The organism is Roseibium sp., assembly GCF_048260565.1.
Lineage (GTDB): Bacteria > Pseudomonadota > Alphaproteobacteria > Rhizobiales > Stappiaceae > Roseibium.
In genome coordinates this window covers 203,746-223,994 of the sequence record NZ_JBLXGP010000005.1, presented here as the reverse complement: position 1 = coordinate 223,994, position 20,249 = coordinate 203,746, and the positions used below count along the sequence as shown (strand labels likewise).

Below are 20,249 nucleotides of genomic sequence, written 5' to 3'. Positions count from 1 at the left end.
TCGTTACAAATCAAAAAGAATAAAGGCATCGCCACGATGACGGCCTTGGACAGCGTTCAAGACGAGGTGTCTGCCAACAAATCCGGACGGGGAAGCTCCAATACAAGCCAGAAGGCAATTCGCATCTTCGGCTGGGCGATCCTTGCGGTTATGGCAGCGTTCCTTGTCAATAATTACCTGAACTACTGGCAGGATTTCCCCGGCGTCGCGCCGATTTACGGGGCCGCCGCAAACGGTTCAATGCCGATCTTATGGTCCTGGGTCCAGCTTGGCATCTATGTCCTTCTTCTGGTCCTGGCCGCCGGGTACGTGGCGCGCAACAGCGAAACGACCCTACGCGAGGACAGCAAGCGCATCAGCGATATCAACGCCTATCTGATCCGAGCCATGTTCTGGGCCGTTCTCTTTGTGGGGCTGGCCGACATGGCGATTTCCTTCCTTCGGGTGGAAGGCTTTCTGGAGGCTGTCGTCGGCAAGGACCTGGCCGCCGACCTTAGCCGGTCGCAATGGCGCGGCGCCGTCATTCACATGCCCCTGATCGCGTTTTCATTCGTTCTGGCTGCCTTTACCCGCACGCTTGGCTTCCACTGGCTGGCTCTGTTCGTGGTTGTCGCCGAACTGCTGATCGTTATCGGCCGCTTCATCTTCTCCTACGAACAGGCCTTCATGGCCGACCTGGTGCGCTTCTGGTATGCCGCGCTGTTCCTCTTCGCCAGTGCCTATACGCTTCTGGAAGAAGGCCATGTGCGCGTCGACGTGTTCTACGCGAATTTCGCGCCGCGCACGAAAGGCTGGGTCAATGCGATCGGTTCGATCCTGTTCGGCGTTTCGCTGTGCTGGGTCATTCTGGTCGTCGGCATGGGTGGCAAGTCGAGCATCATCAACAGCCCGATGCTGTCCTATGAAGTCACGCAGGCCGGTTTCGGTCTTTATGTCAAATATCTGATGGCGGGCTTCCTGGGCGTCTTCGCCGTTTCGATGATGATCCAGTTCGTCAGCTATTTCCTCGACGCTGTCGCCGATATCCGCGGGGAGCCCGGCGGTAAAGATCATTCCTCACATGCCGTCCAGTAGCTGAGCCGAGACACTTCCATGGAACTCTTCTTTCTTGCTCTTCTCGTCGTGGTGATGGCTGTGGCTCTCGGCTCCGGTTTCCCGGTGGCCTTCGCGTTGCCCGGTGCTGCCATCGTCACCATCGGTATCGCGTCCATTGTCGGCTATCTTTATGCCGGTAACGTGGACGCCTTCTTCGCCCAGGGCGGGCCCAGCCAGTGGCTGAGCGCGGGAACCACAAACCTTCGAGGGGTCTATTGGGAGGCCCAACGAGATACGCTGATCGCCATTCCGCTGTTCGTGTTCATGGGCATCATGCTGCAGCGGTCCAAGATCGCTGAAGATCTGCTCGTGACCATGGCGAAGCTGTTCGGCCCGGTTCCGGGCGGCCTCGGTATTTCGGTCGTTTTCGTGGGCGCCCTTCTTGCGGCGACCACGGGTATCGTTGGCGCCACGGTCGTGGCAATGGGCCTGATCTCCCTGCCGGCCATGATGCGCAACAAGTATTCGGTGCCGCTGGCGACCGGTACGATCGCCGCGTCCGGAACGCTCGGACAGATCATTCCGCCTTCGATCGTGCTGATCATTCTCGCCGACCAGCTGGCAAGCGCGGTGGACCAGGCCGGTACGCTGCGTCAGACCCTCTACAAGGCGGCGACCGGTGAGATCTCCATGCCGTCGGACTTCTCGGTCGTGTCGACCAGTGCCGGCGAAATGTTCCTCGGCGCCTTTATTCCGGGTCTGGTTCTCGTCGGGCTCTACATGCTGTTCATTCTCGGCTTCGCCTTCCTGAAGCCGAGCGCCGCGCCTGCGGTGCATGAGCCTGGAACCTTCAATCGCGCGTTTCTCGGCAAGGTGCTAATGACGCTCGTGCCGCCGCTGGCCCTGATCTTCCTGGTGCTGGGTTCGATCATTGCCGGCGTGGCAACCGTGAACCAGGCCGGCGCGATCGGTGCCGTCGGCGCGATGGTCATGGCCGGCTACCGCCTGCGCGAAGGCAAGCGTGGACAATACCGGCCCGCAGTCCTGGCCGTGCTGGCCATTCTGGCGATCGCCATCGCACTCAGCTTCCACAACATCAACATCAAGCGCATCGAAACGAGCGACGACGTCGTGGCGATTATTATCGCCCTGATCGCCGTCTCCCTGTTGCTGATCGCGCTGTTCTGGAGCGGCTGGAGAACGCTGCGTTTCGAGGACACCCTGCGCGGGGTCATGCTGGAAACCGCCAAGACCTCGGCGCTGGTGTTCATCATCCTGATGGGCGCGGCCATGCTGACGGCCGCGTTCCGCGGCTTCGGCGGTGAAGAGCTGGTGAAGGAATTCCTGCTCGGATTGCCGGGCGGCTTCTGGGCCCAGTTCATCGTGGTGATGCTGGTGATCTTCATCCTCGGCTTCTTCCTCGACTTCATCGAAATTTCGGTGGTCGTCGTGCCGATCGTCGCGCCGATCCTGCTGGCCGACCCGGGTGCAAACGTGACTGCGGTCTGGCTCGGCGTGATGATCGGTCTGAACATCCAGACGTCGTTCCTGACACCGCCGTTCGGCTTCGCGCTGTTCTATCTGCGTGGCGTGGCACCGGCCGCAGTCAAGACGATCGACATGTACAAGGGCGTGATTGCCTTCATTGCCCTGCAGCTTCTGGCTCTGGGGATCGTCGGACAGTACCCGTCGCTGGTCAATTATCTGCCGAACCGCGTGTCGCTGCTCTCGGAAACGGCGCCACCGCCGAAGAACCCGAAGCTGCAGTACTGCATGGAAGATATCGTGCATGACATGTATCGGACGGACGGCAACGGCATCATGAACGCCATCCAGACCGTGTCCAACGTCGACATGAGCTATCTGCCGAAAGATCTGCAGAAAAAGCTGAAGACGGGATATGAGGACGCGGAAAAGGCCATTCCGTTGATGGATGACATCTTTACCGCGGAAAAGGCTGTGGAAGTGGCTGCCGTCGATTACCGATCGGTTCATGACGAAGTCCGCGCGCTGGAACGGGATGCACGGCGCATAGACGGTCACATCAAGGACCTTGAGGTGATCGTTTCCCGCTCCGGACCGACCGGGGTCTATTCGGAAGAACGCGGCCGGAAGGCGCAGGCGGAGATCGACAAGCTCACGGACGAGCGTGATGCCCTGATGGCCCGGATTCCTGATGGTTGGGAAGAAACCCACAAGACCTTTTCGACGATCCAGAGTGCGGAAAACAAGGCGCGCCTGACCTATCGCAGGACGGTGGATGGTGCCTACGAGCCGATCGCCGAAGTCCGGGCAATCCTCGGGGGTGCCGAAAAGCTTGCGGGTCTGGAGACGGAAATCGCTTCCTTGAAGGACGATATCCGCAACCTCGAGCCTGAAGCAGCCGTCTCGCGTATCGAGGAGGTCCGCGCCATGGTCAGCGATGTCGATGGAACCAGCGACATACGCAAGGGCCTGACGGATGCGCGCAAGATCATGCGCAGCAAGTCGCCGGACAAGGACGAGGCGATCGCAGAAGTCGACAAGTCCCTGGCGGCGCTGGCGGATGACCTCAAGTGGCGCAAGAAGGGCGAGGCAGAGCTGCTGCCCGCGCTCAACACCTATGACGAGGCGATCAAGTACAATATCGGACTGCGGTCGCAGCCCCGGTTGCCGAAGGATATGGCCCTTGATGTGGCCGCATGCCTGTCGCCCCATCGGGATATTTCGCTGAACTTCTGATTTTCAGCGAAAGTTGACTATGATGCAGGGGAAGAGGTCACTCTTCCCCCGTTTTTCGTGAGCGTCACCAACAATCGGCATGGCTGCACTCCTGCATGGCCCGTTATCTGACCTGGATCGATAGCCTCAACCGCGCGGCCGGCCGGCTTGCCGGCTGGTTTCTTCTGGCCATGGTGCTGATCCAGGTCCTGGTCGTGCTGCTGCGCTATGTCTTCAACATCGGCTTTCTCTGGATGCAGGAGAGCGTTCTCTATCTGCATGTGGGGCTCGCTCTTTTTGCGGCCGGTTTCGCCCTGCTCAACAACGTCCATGTGCGTGTCGATATTTTCTATCAGACCGCGGCGCCGCGCATGAAGGCGCTGATCGATCTGGCCGGTACGCTGGTTTTCCTTCTGCCGCTGTGCGTTCTCATCTTCTGGAAAAGCCTGCCGTTCGTTGCCGCCTCCTGGTCCGTGCTCGAAGGCTCCGCGCAGCCGTCCGGCCTGCCGGCTGTCTTCCTGCTGAAAACATCGATCCTGTGTTTTGCCTTTCTGCTGGGTCTGCAGGGCCTCGCCTTCGCGATCCGGGCGTTCGATGCGCTTGTGACAGGTGTTGGCCGTCAATGAGTTTCCTCGTCGGCCATCTCGACCTGCTGCTGCTCGTTTCGGTCTGTCTGCTGCTGATGGCCGGTTTCCCGGTGGCGTTTTCGCTCGGAGGGGCCGGGTTGCTCTTTGCCCTTTTCGGTTCGCTTGCGGGAATCACGCCCACGCTCGGCGCCATCCCGCTCAGGATCTACGGGATCGTGACCAATGAGGTGCTGATCGCGGTTCCCCTGTTCATTTTCATGGGCTTCGTGCTGGAACGGTCGAAAGTCGCCGAGGACCTGCTTCTGGCGATGGGCTGGCTGTTGCGCAGACTTCCCGGCGGTCTCAGCCTGTCGGTGACCCTTGTGGGCGCCTTGCTTGCCGCCTCCACGGGGATCGTCGGCGCGACCGTGGTCACCATGGGCCTGCTGGCCTTGCCGACGCTTCTGAAGAATGGCTACAGGCCGAGCCTCGCCTGCGGATCCATTGCTGCCGCCGGGACGCTTGGACAGATCATTCCGCCGTCGATCGTGCTCGTTTTCCTGGCCGATCAGCTCTCAAACGCCTACCAGTCCGCGCAGAGGGACATGGGACATTTCGCGCCGGACCCGTTTTCCGTCGCAGACCTGTTTGCCGCCTCCGTTTTGCCCGGGCTGGTCCTGGTCGGCGTTTACATGCTCTACCAGTTGTTCGCGGCAGGCCGGACAAGAGATCGGGACGTCGTCGATCTGAAGGCGCCGGCTGCGCCCCCCGGCCGGGCCGAATTGCTTTTCAGTCTTTGCCCGCCGCTCTTCCTGATCGCGTGCGTGCTCGGATCCATTCTGGCGGGCATTGCCACTCCGACCGAGGCCGCCGCGCTCGGCGCTGCCGGCGCGGTGGTGATTGCCGGCGCCAGGGTCTCGACGTCCAGGGTAATCCCGTTCGGGCTTCCGCTCCTGTCGGCGCTTGCACTCGCCTGTGTTCTTGCTTCCGGCTTTCTGAAGGCGGAAGGCTTTGCAGGTCCGGTCGCGCTCGTCCTGGCGATTGTCGCAAGTCTGGGGCTGTTTGCCGGGCTTCTGGCAAATTTCAATGTTCTGCGGACGCAGGGCATCCTGAGCGGGATCGTTCAGAAGGCGGTCGAGATGGTCGCGATGATGTTTGCCATCATGATCGGCGCAACCATTTTTTCCCTGGTGTTCCGCGATCTCGGCGGCGATGAAACAGTCACGTCGCTGCTGTCGTCCCTGCCGGGCGGGACGCTTGGCGCCATGCTGGCGGTCATGGCCGTGATGTTCGTGCTCGGCTTCTTCCTGGATTTCCTGGAAATCGTCTTCGTCATCGTGCCGCTGGTGGCCCCGGTTCTTCTGCAGATGCCCATGGCGGACGGCTCGCTCATGTCGCCGGCGTGGCTCGGGGTGATGATGGCGGTCAATCTGCAGACGTCCTTTCTGACGCCTCCGTTCGGGTTTGCCCTGTTCTATCTGCGCGGCACCGTTCCGGCATCGGTCCGGACGATGGATATCTATCGCGGGGTCATTCCGTTCGTCGCGATCCAGCTTCTGGTTTTGGCGCTGATCTACTGGGTGCCGGCCCTGGCCACCTGGCTGCCCGGTGAGCTTTATCCATAGCGTGTTGAACTATTTCCACTCGACGCTGGCGGCGAACATGTAGCCGGAGCCATAGATCGTCCGGATCAGGGTCGGAACATCGGGCGTGGAGAGTTTCTTTCTCAGCCTGGAGATCCGGACGTCGATCGACCGGTCCAGGCTTTCGTCGCGGCCGCCGTGTTCCAGCAGGTAGTCACGGGTGAGAACCCGTTTGGGGGCTCGCAACAGGGCCTCGAGCAGATGGGCTTCTCCGGTGGAGAGAAAGGTTTCCTCTCCGTCCGCGGAGGTGAGGCAGTGCGAGCCGGGCGTGTAGGTCCAGCCGGCGAATCGGGCCTTGTCCTCAGATACCGCTTCGGACGGACGGCTTGCGGACCGCCTGAGGATCGAGCGGATACGGGCCACGACCTCGCGCGGGTCGAAAGGTTTGACCACATAGTCGTCCGCGCCCATCTCGAGACCCATGACCCGATCGGAGGAATGGCTGCGCGCGCTCAGCACCAGGATCGGCACGGAGGATTTCCTGCGGACCTCGTTTATGAGGGTCATGCCGTCGATGTCCGGGAGGCCGAGATCGATCAGACAGGCATCCGGTTTCTCCAGGGCGAGCGCATCGAGCATGTCGGTCGCGCGGGAAAAAACCCGGGTCGTCATCCCGAACGGGGTCATGTTCTCCACCAGCAAGGTGCAGATGTCCGGCTCGTCGTCGACGATGAAAACCAGCGCAGGTTTGGCCGTCGGGTCGAAGTTCCCGTTGCGAAAATCCTGATGGGTCATGACGTGAGTATCTGCCTCAAGGTCAGAGCAAGGTGGTCGGTCTGAAAGGGTTTGGCGAGCACCGGGAATTCGCAGTCCGGCAGGTCGGCGTCAAGGCTGCCCCAATCCGCATAGCCGGTCATGAGAGCGATGCCGAGGTCCTGCCGTTTCGTCCTGATTTCCTTGGCAAGCGCCAATCCGTTCATCTGGCCCGGCATGACGATGTCGCTCAGGACGGCGCGCAGATCGGGAAGCTCGACCGCGAGAATGCGGGCATCCTCGGCGTTTTCCGCAAGCAGCACCGAATAGCCGAGCCCGGCCAGTTCTTCCGTCAACACCGCGGCGACGTCCGGGTTGTCCTCCACCAGCAACAGCAGCTCACCGTTGCCGCGGAGGTTGGCCGCCTGACCGGAGGCGGCGAGGGCTTCGGGTTCCGCGGAGACTGCCGGCAGAGATCTGGCGGGCAGATACAGGCGGAATTCCGTACCGGTTCCGGGATCGGAAATGATATCCACCGCGCCGCCCGACTGGCGCATGAAGCCGTAGACCATGGACAGGCCGAGCCCGCTTCCTGTGCCGAACGGCTTGGTGGTGAAGAAGGGTTCGAAGATACGCAGGCGGGTGTCGTGATCCATTCCGACGCCGGTGTCCTTCACGACCAGAACCGCATAGCATCCGGGCGGAACGGACAGGTCGTCCGCACGGTGCTGGTCAAGCTCCTGCGCCTCCAGGCGGATTTCGAGTGTGCCGCCTTCCGGCATGGCATCCCGGGCATTGAAGACCAGATTGATCAGCGCGGTTTCCATCTGCGTGGGATCGATGCAGGCCGCAAGATCGGGTGCCGCCTGTTCGATTTTGAGCGTGATGGGCGCGGGGATCGATCCCAAAAGGAGGCCGCCGATGTTGTCGAGAACCTGGCGTAGCGGGACGACCTTGGGGTCGACGGCCTGCCCCCGGCTGAAGGCCAGCAGGCGCTGGGTCAGGTCCGCGCCGCGCTTTGTGGCCTGCAGCATGGGCGCAAGATGAGTTCTCAGCGTCTCGGCTGCAATCATGCCGTCCTTGCGATTCAGGCTGAGCAGGTTGCCGATCAGGATCGTCAGCAGATTGTTGAAGTCATGGGCAAGTCCGCCGGCCAGCTTGCCGACCGCGTCCATCCGCTGGGACTGTAACAGCGTCGCCTCGCTGCGCTTCTGATCTGTCGCATCGAGCGACAGGACGAAGATCCCGAGCGTGCGCCCGTCAAGGGTCATGTCCGGAATGATTGTCGAGCGCATGTAGGCGAGCGAGCCGTCGGGGCGGGTGCGGGTATATTCGTAGGAGACGACATGGCCCTCGAAAGCCCGGTCGATCTGGGGTCCGATCTCTCCGTAAAGCTCTTCGCCGATCACTTCCCGGGCGGACCGGCCCGCGATCGAGGTGACGGACTGGCCGAACCACTCCGCATAGCGTCGGTTGGCGAACCGGTAGACGGGGCCGGGCGCCAGATAGGCGACCAGGGCGGGGATGTTGTCGGTTACCAGGCGCAGCCAGTCCTCGCTCTGGCGCAGGGCGCGCGTGCGTTCCTCGACCGTCTTTTCCAGCTTCTCCTGCCGGCGGCGTTCCTCGGTCACATCGGTGTAAATCGTGACGAAGCCGCCTTGAGGGAGAGGCGTTCCGCTGATTGCGATCACCTGGCCGTTCGGCCGGACCCGCTCGAAATAATGGGGTTCGAACAGCCAGGCCCTCTCCAGCCGGCGCTGGATCTTGCCTTCGATGTCACCGGGGCCGTATTCGCCGCGTTCGGCATTCACGCGCAAAAAGGCTTCCAGATGCGTTCCCCGGCAGGCAAGTTCCTGCGGAAAATCCAGCATTTCCCACAGACCCCGGTTCCAGGCGACAAGCCGCATGTCCGCATCGAACACGGAAAATCCCTGATTGACGTGGTCAAGCGCTGCCTGAAGCAAGTCCAGTTGAGCCTGAAGTTGGGCTTTCTCCTTCATAGTGAAACATTATTTCGCTGTGTCTCCATTGGCTAGGGCCTTTCGGTTCTCGTGCCCAACAGCTGCGTGACACATTTTGTTACAATTGAAACATAATGGCGTAATCCATGCTGCTTAGCGTTTGCCTGTCTGGAGGCTGACGGTTCCGCCCTGCGAAAACCATTTTTGAAAAAATGGCTTGAAGCGGAGAGAAACGGATAGTTTCATAGGCGCATAATTCGACCCCGGAAAACGGGGCGACTCTAAAGGGATGAACACGCTATGGCAGGGTTGGCCGACGCCGCTTCGAGCGGCGGGGACACCTTTCCGAAGATTCTTCTGCACAATGCGAAGGTCTTCGGAGACCGAACTGCTGTTCGGGAAAAGGATTTCGGGATCTGGCAGAGCTGGACCTGGGCGCAAGTGCGGGACAATATCCGCGATCTGTCGCTCGGTCTGAAAGAGCTCGGCCTTCAGCCGGGACAAAAAGTGGCCATCGTCGGCTCCAACCGGCCCCGGCTTTATTGGTCAATGGTGGCCGCACAGGCCATTGGCGCCATTCCGGTTCCGGTTTATTCGGACTCGGTGGCCGAGGAGATGGCCTATGTTCTCGGCCATGCCGAGGTGACGTTCGCGGTCGTCGAGGATCAGGAGCAGGTGGACAAGCTGCTGTCCATGGACAGCGAAGTCCCGTCGCTCAAGGAAATCATCTACGACGAGACCCGGGGCCTGCGCGATTACGATCATACGCATCTGCATGATTTCAACGCCGTGCAAGAGCTTGGCCGAAAGGTTCTGGAAAAGGATCCGGGAGCGGAAAAAGCCTGGGCGGACGGATTTGCCGGCGGCAAGGGGTCGGATATCGCCGTCATGCTCTACACGTCGGGCACGACCGGGCGGCCGAAGGGCGTGATGCTGTCCTTCGACAACCTCATCATCTCCGCGCGCAACGCCAACGCGTTCGATCATCTGGACGAACATGAGGAAGTTCTGGCCTATCTGCCGATGGCGTGGATCGGCGACCATGTGTTCTCTCTCGCACAGGCCTTTACCGCCGGCTATTGCGTGAACTGTCCGGAAAGTCTCGATACCATCGACGTCGACCGGCTCGAGATCGCACCGACCTACTTCTTCGCTCCGCCGCGCGTGTTTGAAAGCATGCTGACGTCGATCATGGTGCGAATGGAGGATGCGGGGAAACTCAAGCGCCGGATGTTCGACTATTTCATGGGTGTCGCCCGCCGATCGGGGGAGAAGATCCTGAACGGCGAAAGCGTCTCCCTGAAGGAAAGGATCCTCTACCGGCTCGGAGACTTCTTCGTCTACGGACCGCTGAAGAACCGGATGGGCCTGACCCGGCTCAAGGTCGGCTATACGGCAGGCGAGGCGATCGGCCCGGAAATCTTCCGCTTCTACCGCTCTCTCGGCCTGAACCTGAAGCAGCTTTACGGACAGACTGAAGCCAGCGTCTACATCACGCTGCAGCCGGACGGCGAAATCTACGGCGACACCGTCGGCAAGCCGGCGCCGTCCGTCGAGCTGAAAATCGCGGAAAACGGCGAAGTGCTTTACCGCTCTCCCGGTGTCTTTGTCGGCTACTACAAGAACGACGAAGCGACCCGCTCGACCAAGACCGAGGAAGGCTGGGTGCATACCGGCGACGCCGGCTTTATCGCCGACAACGGTCATCTGAAGATCATCGACCGGGCAAAGGACGTCGGCAAACTGACGGACGGATCCCTGTTTCCGCCGAAGTACATCGAGAACAAGCTGAAGTTCTTCCCCAACATCAAGGAAGTGGTTGCCTTCGGCGACGGCAAGGACCGGGTCGGCGTCTTCATCAACATCGACCTGACGGCGGTCGGCTCCTGGGCGGAACGCAACAACGTCAATTACGCCAGCTACCAGGAACTCGCAGCCCATCCGCAGGTTTATGACATGATCCAGGATCATGTGGATCAGGTGAACCGGGACCTTGCAGGCGAACCGATGATGGCCGGTGCCCAGGTCCGACGCTTCCTGGTCCTGCACAAGGAACTGGACGCGGATGACGGCGAGCTGACGCGGACCCAGAAGGTCCGCCGCAGCTTCATCGCGGAGCGGTACGCTCCGCTGATCGAGGCGCTCTATGACGGCTCGACATCCAAACATGTCAGGACGGAAGTCACCTATGAGGACGGCCGGATCGGTGCGATCGAAGCGACCGTGGAAATCAGGGATATGACCGCGCACGAGGCGTCCGGCCATCAGGAGGCGGCTGAATGAATGCCATCATGACGAGTGAGGAAATGCCGCAGGTGGCAACCCCGGCCTCGGAGCGGGAAGACCTGCTGCGCGTGGACAATGTGTCCCTGTCCTTCGGCGGCGTAAAAGCGATCACCGATATTTCCTTCGATATCAAGAAGGGCGAGATCCGGGCGATCATCGGGCCGAACGGGGCGGGCAAGACCTCCATGCTCAATGTGATCAACGGTTTCTATCATCCGCAGGTGGGCACCATTACCTGGCAGGGTCAGGTGCGGCGGAAGATGAAACCCTATGAAGCCGCCAGCCAGGGCATCGCCCGGACCTTCCAGAACGTGGCGCTGTTCAAGGGCATGACGACCCTCGACAACATCATGTCCGGCCGGTCGCTGAAGATGCGCAAGAACTTCTTCTGGCAGATGCTGTGGTACGGGCCTGCGCGCCAGGAGGAAATTGAGCACCGCAAGAAGGTCGAGGAAATCATCGACTTCCTCGAAATCCAGGCCATCCGGAAAACGCCGGTCGGAAAGCTGCCCTATGGTCTCCAGAAGCGCGTCGAACTGGGCCGGGCCCTTGCCATGGAGCCGGAACTTCTGCTGCTCGACGAACCCATGGCGGGCATGAACCTGGAAGAAAAGGCGGACATGAGCCGGTTCATCCTGGATGTGAACCAGGAGTTCGGCACCACGATCGCCCTGATCGAACATGACATGGGCGTGGTCATGGACCTGTCCGACCGTGTCGTCGTTCTCGACTACGGCAAGAAGATCGCGGATGGACCGCCTGAAGAGGTTCAGGCCAGCCAGGCCGTGATCGATGCCTATCTCGGCGTCAGCCACTGATCGGGGGAACGACCAACATGCTATATGACATCTTCATCGATCCCTTCGTCCAGATGGTCGAAATGCCGGACTTCTTCCTGCAGGTTTTGTGGGAAGGGTTCGTGACCGGGATCCTCTACGCGCTGATCGCCCTCGGGTTCGTCCTGATCTTCAAGGCTTCCGGCGTCTTCAATTTCGCGCAAGGCATCATGGTGGTGTTTGCCGGGCTGACGCTGGTCGGCCTGTACGAACACGGTATACCCGCCTATCTGGCCCTGCTTTTGACCATCGTTGCCATGGGCGTTCTCGCCTACGGGATCGAACGGGTGGTCATGCGGCCGCTGGTCAATCAGCCGGACATCATCCTGCTGATGGCGACCATCGGCCTGACCTATTTCCTGGTCGGTTTCGGCGAGTTCGTGTTCGGCGGCGAGCCGAAGCAGATGATCGCGGAACAGCTCGGGCTTCCGACCGGATCCACCGCGTTCGAAATGGGCGAGCGCGGCCTGGTGATCCTGCAGCACATCGACATCGCGGCGGCGGTGATCGCCATCATCATGGTGGCCGCGCTTGGCATCTTCTTCAACAAGACGCGGATCGGCCGGGCACTTCGGGCCGTGGCCGACGATCATCAGGCAGCTCTCTCGGTCGGCATCTCGCTGAACCAGATCTGGGCCATCGTATGGTTCGCGGCCGGTCTGGTGGCGCTCGCCACGGGGATCATGTGGGGGGCACGGTCCGACGTGTCGTTCGCACTGGAAATCGTGGCGTTCAAGGCTCTGCCGGTTCTGATCCTGGGCGGTTTCACGTCCATCCCCGGTGCGATTATCGGCGGACTGATCATCGGCTTCGGCGAGAAGATCGGTGAGATCTATTGGGGCGGACTGGTCGGCGGCGGGATCGAATCCTGGCTCGCCTACATCATCGCCCTGATCTTCCTCTTGTTCCGGCCGCAGGGTCTCTTCGGCGAAAAAATCATCGAGCGGGTGTAAGGTACATGTTCTATCGCGAAGCCGGCCAATTCAAGACAAGCTACGAAGCGGATCAGTCGCTCTTTCCGATCAGGCAGGACCGCGTCGGTATTGCCGTGTTGCTGCTGATCGCCTTTGTGCTGATCCCGCTGACGGCCAACGACTTCTTCCTGACGTCGATCATGATCCCGTTCCTGGTGTTTTCACTGGCCGCGATCGGGCTCAACGTGCTGACCGGTTTTGCCGGCCAGCTTTCCCTGGGTTCGGGCGCCTTCATGGGTGTGGGTGCCTATGCGGCCTACAAGCTGACGTCCATCTTTCCCGATGTGAACGTGATCTTCCTCGTGCTGGTGTCCGGGTTCTTCTCGGCGGCCATCGGTGCGGTGTTCGGCCTGCCGTCCCTGCGCATCAAGGGACTTTATCTCGCGGTGACGACGCTTGCGGCGCAGTTCTTCCTGGAATGGTGCTTCATCCGTATTCCGTGGCTTTACAACTACAATGCGTCCGGCGCGATCGAGATCCCGAAACGTGAGATGTTCGGCGTCACGATCTCCGGTGCCGAGGCAACGCCGCTGGCGCGCTACTTCGTCGTTCTGGCAATCACAGTTTTCATTGCGCTCGTGATCGCCAACGTGCTGCGCGGCCGGATCGGGCGATCGTGGATGATGATCCGCGACATGGATATTGCCGCCGAGCTGATGGGGATCCGCCCGCTGCAGACGAAGCTTCTCGCCTTCGGCGTCTCGTCCTACATCTGCGGCGTCGCAGGCGCGATGATGGTGTTTTTCTGGCTGAATGCGGCCGAACCTTCGTCTTACTCGATCACCCTGTCGTTCCAGATCCTGTTCATGGTGATCCTGGGCGGGTTGGGTAGCCTGGGCGGGTCTTTCATGGGCGCCGCCTTCATCTGGATCCTGCCGGTTTTCCTGAAATTCATTCCGGGAGTGATCGGAGTCGATATTGCTGCGGAGACGGTCGAACATCTGACGTTCATGATCGTCGGCGCGCTGATCATCTTCTTTCTGATTGTCGAACCGCACGGTTTCGCGCGGCTGTGGCAGATCGGAAAGCAGAAGCTGAGAGTCTGGCCGTTCCCTTACTGAGCGGCAAGATTCAGGCACGCCATCCGGACAACGGACCTGTCCGGGGAGGATGGCTCAACCGGTCCGGCGGCACTCGAACCAGAGCGATGCCGCAAGGGAGGAAATGCATGATGAATTTCAAGCAATTCGCGCTTGGCACCGCCGTGGCCGTTGCACTTGGCTCTTCGGGGCTGGTGCAGCAGGCAGCGGCTGAAGACAGCAACTACATTCCGCTGCTCACCTATCGAACCGGTCCTTATGCCGGATCCGGCATTCCGATCGCCAACGGCATGTCCGACTATTTCAACATGCTCAATGAGCGTGACGGTGGCGTCGGCGGCGTCAAGCTCAACATCGAGGAATGCGAAACCGGCTATAACGCCCAAAAAGGCGTTGAGTGCTACGAAGCCACCAAGGGCAAGGGCGCGCTGGTCTACAACCCGTATTCCACCGGTATCACCCTTCAGCTGATCCCGAAGGCCTCCGTGGACAAGATCCCGGTCCTGTCCATGGGTTACGGCCTGTCGGCCGCGGCCGACGGCAATGTGTTCCCGTGGATCTTCAACGCACCGGATACCTATTGGGACGGCGCATCCGTGGTCATCAAGTACATCGCGCACCAGGAAGGCGGCCTCGACAAGCTCAAGGGCAAGAAGATCGGCTACCTGTTCCTCGACGCCGGTTACGGCCGTGAGCCGATTCCGCTTCTGGAAGACCTTGCCAAGAAGTACGGTTTCGAACTGCTGCAGTACCCGGTTCCGGGCAAGGAAATGCAGAACCAGTCGTCGCAGTGGCTGAACGTGCGTCGTGACCGTCCCGACTACATGGTCATGTGGGGCTGGGGCGCGATGAACCCGACCGCCATCAAGGAAGCCGTGAAGACCCGTTTCCCGATGGATCGGTTCATTGGCGTCTGGTGGTCGGCCGGCGATGACGATGCCGCTGCCGGCGGTGCCGGTGCAAAGGGCTACAAGGCGATGAACTTCTCCGGTGTCGGCACCGAGTATCCGGCGATCCAGGATATCATCAAGTACATGATCGAGCCTGGAAAGTCCCAGACCGACAAGGCCATGGTCGGCAGCACGCTCTACAACCGCGGTGTTCTGAACGCCATGCTGGTTGCCGAAGCTCTTCGTACCGCACAGGAAAAGACCGGCAAGAAGGTGCTGACCGGCGAAGATATGCGGATCGGCCTGGAAAGTCTGGATCTGACGGAAGCTCGGCTGAAGGAAATCGGCATGGAAGGCTTCGCGCATCCCATGAAGATGACCTGTGAGGACCATGCCGGTTCCGAGCCGGTGTTCATCCAGCAGTGGGACGGAACCAAGTGGAACCAGATCACCGACTGGTTCGAGCCGATGACGGAGATCGTCCGTCCGATGCTTGAAGCGGCTGCCAAGGAGTATGCGGAAAAGAACGCTCCCTGGCCGGCACGTACCGAACCCTGCCCGAACTGATCGGGTCGTTCGTCCCGCCGCCACCGGCGGCGGGACAATTTCCGGAGGAATTTCTAAAATGTCGACCCTGGATATGGCGCGACCCGAAGCCGATGCGGCGACTGCGGGATCGAAAGACACGATCCTGTCGGTGAACAACATCGAAGTGATCTACGATCATGTGATCCTGGTCCTGAAGGGGGTCTCCCTGACCATTCCACGGGGCGGTATTGTCGCGCTACTGGGCGCCAACGGCGCCGGGAAAACCACCACGCTGAAGGCCGTTTCCAATCTGCTGGGCGCGGAACGGGGCGAGGTGACCAAGGGCAAGATCGTCTTCGAGAACGAAGAGGTGCAGGCGCTTTCGCCCAACGACCTTGTGCGCCGCGGCTGCATTCAGGTCATGGAAGGCCGTCATTGCTTCGGCCATCTGACGATTGAGGAAAACCTGCTGACGGGGGCCTATACCCGAAAGGACGGGTCGGCTGCCATCCGCGACGACCTCGAGATGGTGTACCGCTATTTCCCGCGTCTCAAGGAGCGCCGTCAAAGCCAGGCCGGTTACACCTCCGGCGGTGAGCAGCAGATGTGCGCCATTGGCCGGGCGCTTATGAGCCGACCCAAGATGATCCTGCTGGACGAACCGTCCATGGGGCTGGCGCCGCAGCTCGTGGAAGAGATTTTCGAAATCGTGAAACAGCTCAACCAGCAGGAGGGCGTGTCCTTCCTTCTTGCGGAGCAGAACACGAACGTGGCGCTGAGATACGCCACCTACGGCTACATTCTTGAGTCCGGCCGGATTGTACTTGACGGCGAAGCCAAGGCCCTGCGGGAAAACGAGGACGTGAAGGAATTCTACCTGGGTGTGAGCGGCGCGGGACGCAAATCGTTCCGGGACTTCAAGCACTATAAGCGAAGGAAACGCTGGTTGTCCTAGAGGGTATCTCTGGGAAAGCGGAGACGATCATGAGCGACGACATGTTTGATGCGCGCGAGCGGCAGGCCGCCGATCAGCGCGAGGCGGAACTGTTTGCCAAATTGCCGGATTTTCTCAGCCATGCCGTGGCTGCCGCACCCGGATGGGCGGAGCACCTGCGCGGGGTCGATCTGGCGAAGGTAACCTCCCGCGATGCGCTTGCGTCGCTTCCGGTTCTGCGGAAGTCGGAGCTTCTGGTGCGGCAAAAGGAAAATCCGCCCTTTGGCGGATTTCTGGCCGGAACTCTCGGCGGAGTCGAGCGGGTGTTCATGTCGCCGGGGCCGATCTGGGAACCGCAGGCATCCGGAGACGATCCCTGGAACGGCGCCCGTGCACTCTTCGCCGCCGGTGTCCGCAAGGGCGAGGTGGTCATCAATGCCTTTTCCTATCACCTGACGCCGGGCGGTTTCATTCTGGATCACGGCGCGCGGGCGCTTGGATGCACGGTCTTCCCGGCCGGGGTCGGCAATACCGACATGCAGGTCGAAGCGATCGAGGTTCTGAAACCCACCGCTTTCATCGGCACGCCGGACTATCTGAAGATCCTGCTGGACCGCGGCGACGAACAGGGGCGGGATGTTTCCTCCATCAGGACGGCGCTCGTCTCCGGCGGCGCCCTGTTCCCGTCCCTGCGCGAGGAATACGAGGCAAGAGGCATTCGCGTCAGCCAGTGCTATGCGACGGCGGATCTCGGGGTGATCGCCTACGAGAGCGATGCCCGAGAGGGTATGATCGTCAACGAAGACTATATCGTCGAAATCGTACGCCCTGGAACCGGTGAGCCCGTTGTGGACGGCGAGGTCGGCGAGTTGGTCGTGACCGCCTTCAACCGGGTCTATCCGCTGATCCGTTTCGGAACCGGAGACCTGTCTGCCGTGCTGCCGGGTCAATCGTCTTGCGGGCGGACCAACCGGCGCATTGCCGGATGGATGGGCCGAGCGGACCAACGCACGAAGATCAAGGGTATGTTCGTCGATCCGACCCAGATCGATGAAATCGTGAAAACCCATGACGAGATCTCAAAGGCTCGTCTGACCGTCAGCCGCGACGGCGAAGCGGATGTGATGACGCTCACGGTCGAAGCGGCGAATCCTGTTGCCGATCTGGCCGAGCGAGTCGGCGGGACGCTCCGGGACGTGACCCGGCTGAAGGGGGCGATTGAAATCGTCGGGCCGGGCGCTTTGCCCAACGATGGCAAGGTGATTTCCGACGAACGCGACTACGGCTAGAAGTCTACGGCTTCGGAGGACGTTTGGCCCCTCCGGAGACCCTCGTACGGGTTTTATTTGGACGCTTTATGATCTAAAGGCTGAGTGTATGCGTAAGGTTTGACGCGGACCATGAAATCGCGCGGTTCGCGGCTCTGCCACAGGCCGCTTTCTACGGACACTCAATGACCGATCAATCGACGCCGTCCATGCCGGAAAAACAAGAAGACATGCGCAAGGTCCAGTTGCCTTCGGGGCATCCTCCTGTGAAGACGGGCCGGGTCGGTGTGCTTCTGGTGAACCTGGGCACCCCGGACGGGACGTCCTATTGGCCCATGCGCCGCTACCTGCGCGAGTTTCTTTCCGACAAGCGTGTGATCGAATGGCCGCGGGCCCTCTGGTATCCGATCCTTTACGGCATCGTTCTGATGACCCGGCCAGGCAAGTCCGGCAAGGCCTATGACGAGATCTGGAACCGGGAAGAGGACGAATCCCCGCTTCGCACGATTACACGCAGCCAGTCGGACCAACTGGCCAAGCGGATCGGCGATGGCGGCGGCCGGCTGCAGATCGACTGGGCCATGCGCTACGGACAGCCGTCGATCCGCTCCCGGCTGGAGGCCCTGAAGGCCGATGGCTGCGACCGGATCCTGGTGTTTCCGCTCTATCCGCAATATTCGGCGTCCACGACGGCGACCGTGAACGACGAGGTCTGCCGGGCTCTTCTTGACATGCGCTGGCAGCCGGCTATCCGCACGGTGCCGCCCTATCATGACGATCCGGTCTATGTGACGGCGCTGGCGAAGTCGGTCGAACGGCACCTGGCGGGATTGGACTTTGAGCCGGATCTGGTGCTGACGTCCTATCACGGCATTCCGCAGTCCTATTTCAAGCGCGGCGACCCGTATCACTGCCATTGCCAGAAAACGACCAGGCTGATGCGGGAGGTGCTCGGCTGGGACGAAGACAGGCTCAAGATCACCTTCCAGTCGCGCTTCGGACCGGAGGAATGGCTTCAGCCCTACACGGACAAGACGGTGGAGCAACTGGCGAAGGACGGGGTGAAGAACATTGCGGTCATGAACCCGGGGTTCGTGGCCGACTGCCTGGAAACCCTGGAGGAAATCGCAGGCGAAGCCGCGGAGATCTTCACCGAAAACGGCGGTGCGAACTTCACCCATATTCCCTGCCTGAACGACAGCGACCTGGGTATGGACGTCATCGAGCACGTCGTACGCCGGGAACTCGGCGGCTGGCTGTAAGATCTTCCCGAAATGCGCGACTTAGGGAAACGGGGGCTGGTAACCAGTCCCCGTTTTCGTGTCGGTGTCTTCATTCTATGACTGGTGCGGTCATAAAAGCTTGGGCATACTGGCGAAAATAGAACTGGCACATGCCTTGCTGCCTGGGAGACTGGAATGCCTGAAAATCTGTTTGGGTTCGATATCGTTCTGATTATCGTCCTGTTCGTAGTCATTCTGGTGATTTTCGCCGGGGTCAAGACCGTCCCCCAAGGCTACAATTATACGATCGAGCGGTTCGGAAAGTACCGGAAGACCCTGTCCCCCGGACTGAATTTCATTATTCCCTTCATCGACCGGGTCGGCCACAAGCTGAACATGATGGAGCAGGTGCTCGACGTCGAGTCACAGGAAGTCATCACGCGGGACAATGCCACCGTTACGGCCGACGGCATCACTTTCTACCAGGTCCTCGATGCGGCCAGGGCGGCTTACGAGGTCCTCGGACTGAAAAATGCCATTCTCAATCTGACGATGACGAATATCCGCTCGGTCATGGGATCGATGGACCTGGACGAGCTGCTTTCCAACCGGGACGAAATCAATTCCAGGCTGTTGAGGGTGGTCGATGCGGCGGCGGAGCCCTGGGGCGTGAAGGTCACCCGTATCGAGATCAAGGACATCAACCCGCCGCGGGATCTGGTGGATGCCATGGCCCGCCAGATGAAGGCGGAACGCGACAAGCGCGCGTCCATTCTGGAGGCTGAAGGCAAGCGCCAATCGGAAATCCTGAAGGCGGAGGGCCAGAAACAGTCTCTGATCCTGGAGGCGGAAGGCCGCCGGGAATCCGCGTTCCGCGACGCTGAAGCGCGCGAACGCGAGGCAGAGGCGGAAGCCAAGGCGACGCAAATGGTCAGCGATGCGATCGCGAACGGGAACGTTCAGGCGATCAATTACTTTGTGGCCAACAAATACGTCGAAGCTTTCCGCGAACTGGCGAATTCCCGAAACCAGAAGACACTTATCCTGCCGATGGAGGCGTCTTCTCTGCTCGGCAGCCTCAGCGGTATCGGCGAGATCGCCAGGGAAGCCTTCGGCAACGACCGGAAGGAGCCGCGCTCCGCCGGACGGGTTCCCGACACCGGATCGGTGCCGGGCGGAGATGACGCGTGAGCATTCTCGAGCGGATCGTCCTGGAACTCGGCCCCTGGAACTGGTGGGTCATCGGCCTCATCCTGATCGGCCTGGAGGTGCTTGCGCCGGGAACCGTCTTTCTGTGGTTCGGAATATCCGCGATCCTGGTGGGAACACTGGCGCTGTTCGTCGACCTGTCCTGGCAGGCGAGTCTGGTGATTTTCCTGGTCCTGTCTTTCGCGACCCTGATTGTCGGCCGGTACATGATGTCGAAAATGTCGTCGGAAGCCGGCGATCCGGGTCTGAACCGGCGCGGCAGCCGCTATATCGGCCGCCGGTTCGTTCTGAAGGCGCCCCTGCAGCAGGGGGCGGGTCAGCTCTCGATCGACGATACCGTCTGGCGGATTTCCGGGCCGGACCTTCCTGCAGGCACGACCGTCACGGTCGAACGGATCGACGGCGCACGGCTTGTCGTGGCCCCGGTGGAGGCGGAAGCCCCGAACGCTTAGGTCTTGAAAGG

General features: G+C 60.8%; 16 protein-coding genes. 14 read left to right on the top strand and 2 right to left on the bottom strand.

Features of this window, described 5'->3' with window-relative positions:
* Nucleotides 1-36: 36 nt before the first annotated feature.
* The 4 genes from ACN0SO_RS13805 to ACN0SO_RS13790 all read left to right on the top strand — a co-directional run bounded on the left by ACN0SO_RS13805 (nt 37) and on the right by ACN0SO_RS13790 (nt 5,926).
* The gene (locus ACN0SO_RS13805; RefSeq protein WP_417678598.1) at nt 37-1,074 is read left to right on the top strand and encodes a TRAP transporter small permease subunit; all 1,038 of its coding nucleotides are present in this window, start codon (nt 37-39) and stop codon (nt 1,072-1,074) included.
* 18 nt (nt 1,075-1,092) lie between these two features.
* Nucleotides 1,093-3,756 (top strand): TRAP transporter large permease subunit, encoded by a 2,664-nt coding sequence (locus ACN0SO_RS13800; protein ID WP_417678596.1) that lies wholly within the window; start codon nt 1,093-1,095, stop codon nt 3,754-3,756.
* 95 nt (nt 3,757-3,851) lie between these two features.
* Complete coding sequence (locus ACN0SO_RS13795; RefSeq protein WP_417678594.1) at nt 3,852-4,361, top strand: TRAP transporter small permease subunit; 510 nt, start codon at nt 3,852-3,854, stop codon at nt 4,359-4,361.
* A complete protein-coding gene (locus ACN0SO_RS13790; RefSeq protein ID WP_417678592.1) occupies nt 4,358-5,926 on the top strand; it encodes a TRAP transporter large permease in 1,569 nt (522 codons plus the stop codon). The genes ACN0SO_RS13795 and ACN0SO_RS13790 overlap by 4 nt, the downstream gene beginning before the upstream one ends.
* Nucleotides 5,927-5,935: 9 nt before the next feature.
* Here ACN0SO_RS13790 and ACN0SO_RS13785 read toward each other — a convergent pair whose 3' ends face one another.
* Together ACN0SO_RS13785 and ACN0SO_RS13780 are read right to left on the bottom strand one after the other, a co-directional pair.
* Nucleotides 5,936-6,679: a response regulator transcription factor gene (locus ACN0SO_RS13785; protein WP_417678590.1), complete on the bottom strand. Its 744-nt coding sequence runs from the start codon at nt 6,677-6,679 to the stop codon at nt 5,936-5,938.
* A complete protein-coding gene (locus ACN0SO_RS13780) occupies nt 6,676-8,637 on the bottom strand; it encodes a PAS-domain containing protein (protein WP_417678588.1) in 1,962 nt (653 codons plus the stop codon). The genes ACN0SO_RS13785 and ACN0SO_RS13780 overlap by 4 nt, the downstream gene beginning before the upstream one ends.
* A 261-nt stretch (nt 8,638-8,898) precedes the next feature.
* Between ACN0SO_RS13780 and ACN0SO_RS13775 the strand changes: the two genes are divergently transcribed.
* The 10 genes from ACN0SO_RS13775 to ACN0SO_RS13730 all read left to right on the top strand — a co-directional run bounded on the left by ACN0SO_RS13775 (nt 8,899) and on the right by ACN0SO_RS13730 (nt 20,238).
* Entirely contained in the window at nt 8,899-10,881 is a 1,983-nt protein-coding gene (locus tag ACN0SO_RS13775) for an AMP-dependent synthetase/ligase (RefSeq protein ID WP_417678586.1), read from the top strand.
* A gap of 8 nt (nt 10,882-10,889) precedes the next feature.
* Nucleotides 10,890-11,702, top strand: a complete 813-nt coding sequence (locus tag ACN0SO_RS13770; protein WP_417678793.1) for an ABC transporter ATP-binding protein — start codon at nt 10,890-10,892, stop codon at nt 11,700-11,702.
* 17 nt (nt 11,703-11,719) lie between these two features.
* Nucleotides 11,720-12,673: a branched-chain amino acid ABC transporter permease gene (locus tag ACN0SO_RS13765; RefSeq protein WP_417678583.1), complete on the top strand. Its 954-nt coding sequence runs from the start codon at nt 11,720-11,722 to the stop codon at nt 12,671-12,673.
* Nucleotides 12,674-12,678: 5 nt separating this feature from the next.
* A complete protein-coding gene (locus ACN0SO_RS13760; RefSeq protein ID WP_417678581.1) occupies nt 12,679-13,755 on the top strand; it encodes a branched-chain amino acid ABC transporter permease in 1,077 nt (358 codons plus the stop codon).
* A 110-nt stretch (nt 13,756-13,865) separates the two neighbouring features.
* A complete protein-coding gene (locus ACN0SO_RS13755) occupies nt 13,866-15,191 on the top strand; it encodes an ABC transporter substrate-binding protein (protein WP_417678791.1) in 1,326 nt (441 codons plus the stop codon).
* Between the two features lie 73 nt (nt 15,192-15,264).
* Nucleotides 15,265-16,107 (top strand): ABC transporter ATP-binding protein, encoded by an 843-nt coding sequence (locus ACN0SO_RS13750; RefSeq protein ID WP_417678789.1) that lies wholly within the window; start codon nt 15,265-15,267, stop codon nt 16,105-16,107.
* Between the two features lie 29 nt (nt 16,108-16,136).
* A complete protein-coding gene (locus ACN0SO_RS13745; protein ID WP_417678579.1) occupies nt 16,137-17,375 on the top strand; it encodes a phenylacetate--CoA ligase family protein in 1,239 nt (412 codons plus the stop codon).
* Nucleotides 17,376-17,539: 164 nt separating this feature from the next.
* A complete protein-coding gene (gene hemH, locus ACN0SO_RS13740) occupies nt 17,540-18,616 on the top strand; it encodes a ferrochelatase (RefSeq protein ID WP_417678577.1) in 1,077 nt (358 codons plus the stop codon).
* 156 nt (nt 18,617-18,772) lie between these two features.
* Nucleotides 18,773-19,768: an SPFH domain-containing protein gene (locus ACN0SO_RS13735; protein ID WP_417678575.1), complete on the top strand. Its 996-nt coding sequence runs from the start codon at nt 18,773-18,775 to the stop codon at nt 19,766-19,768.
* Complete coding sequence (locus tag ACN0SO_RS13730) at nt 19,765-20,238, top strand: NfeD family protein (protein WP_417678573.1); 474 nt, start codon at nt 19,765-19,767, stop codon at nt 20,236-20,238. Before ACN0SO_RS13735 ends, ACN0SO_RS13730 begins: the two co-directional genes overlap by 4 nt.
* Nucleotides 20,239-20,249 lie beyond the last annotated feature (11 nt).

Bases quoted from the DNA above. Each gene is read 5' to 3' on its own strand.
- ACN0SO_RS13735 (WP_417678575.1), top strand. From the start codon at position 18,773: ATGCCTGAAAATCTGTTTGGGTTCGATATCGTTCTGATTATCGTCCTG.
- ACN0SO_RS13805 (WP_417678598.1), top strand. From the start codon at position 37: ATGACGGCCTTGGACAGCGTTCAAGACGAGGTGTCTGCCAACAAATCC.
- ACN0SO_RS13800 (WP_417678596.1), top strand. From the start codon at position 1,093: ATGGAACTCTTCTTTCTTGCTCTTCTCGTCGTGGTGATGGCTGTGGCT.
- ACN0SO_RS13755 (WP_417678791.1), top strand. From the start codon at position 13,866: ATGAATTTCAAGCAATTCGCGCTTGGCACCGCCGTGGCCGTTGCACTT.
- ACN0SO_RS13785 (WP_417678590.1), bottom strand. From the start codon at position 6,679: ATGACCCATCAGGATTTTCGCAACGGGAACTTCGACCCGACGGCCAAA.
- ACN0SO_RS13760 (WP_417678581.1), top strand. From the start codon at position 12,679: ATGTTCTATCGCGAAGCCGGCCAATTCAAGACAAGCTACGAAGCGGAT.
- ACN0SO_RS13795 (WP_417678594.1), top strand. From the start codon at position 3,852: ATGGCCCGTTATCTGACCTGGATCGATAGCCTCAACCGCGCGGCCGGC.
- ACN0SO_RS13770 (WP_417678793.1), top strand. From the start codon at position 10,890: ATGACGAGTGAGGAAATGCCGCAGGTGGCAACCCCGGCCTCGGAGCGG.
- hemH (WP_417678577.1), top strand. From the start codon at position 17,540: ATGACCGATCAATCGACGCCGTCCATGCCGGAAAAACAAGAAGACATG.
- ACN0SO_RS13790 (WP_417678592.1), top strand. From the start codon at position 4,358: ATGAGTTTCCTCGTCGGCCATCTCGACCTGCTGCTGCTCGTTTCGGTC.
- ACN0SO_RS13765 (WP_417678583.1), top strand. From the start codon at position 11,720: ATGCTATATGACATCTTCATCGATCCCTTCGTCCAGATGGTCGAAATG.
- ACN0SO_RS13780 (WP_417678588.1), bottom strand. From the start codon at position 8,637: ATGAAGGAGAAAGCCCAACTTCAGGCTCAACTGGACTTGCTTCAGGCA.
- ACN0SO_RS13775 (WP_417678586.1), top strand. From the start codon at position 8,899: ATGGCAGGGTTGGCCGACGCCGCTTCGAGCGGCGGGGACACCTTTCCG.
- ACN0SO_RS13750 (WP_417678789.1), top strand. From the start codon at position 15,265: ATGGCGCGACCCGAAGCCGATGCGGCGACTGCGGGATCGAAAGACACG.
- ACN0SO_RS13745 (WP_417678579.1), top strand. From the start codon at position 16,137: ATGAGCGACGACATGTTTGATGCGCGCGAGCGGCAGGCCGCCGATCAG.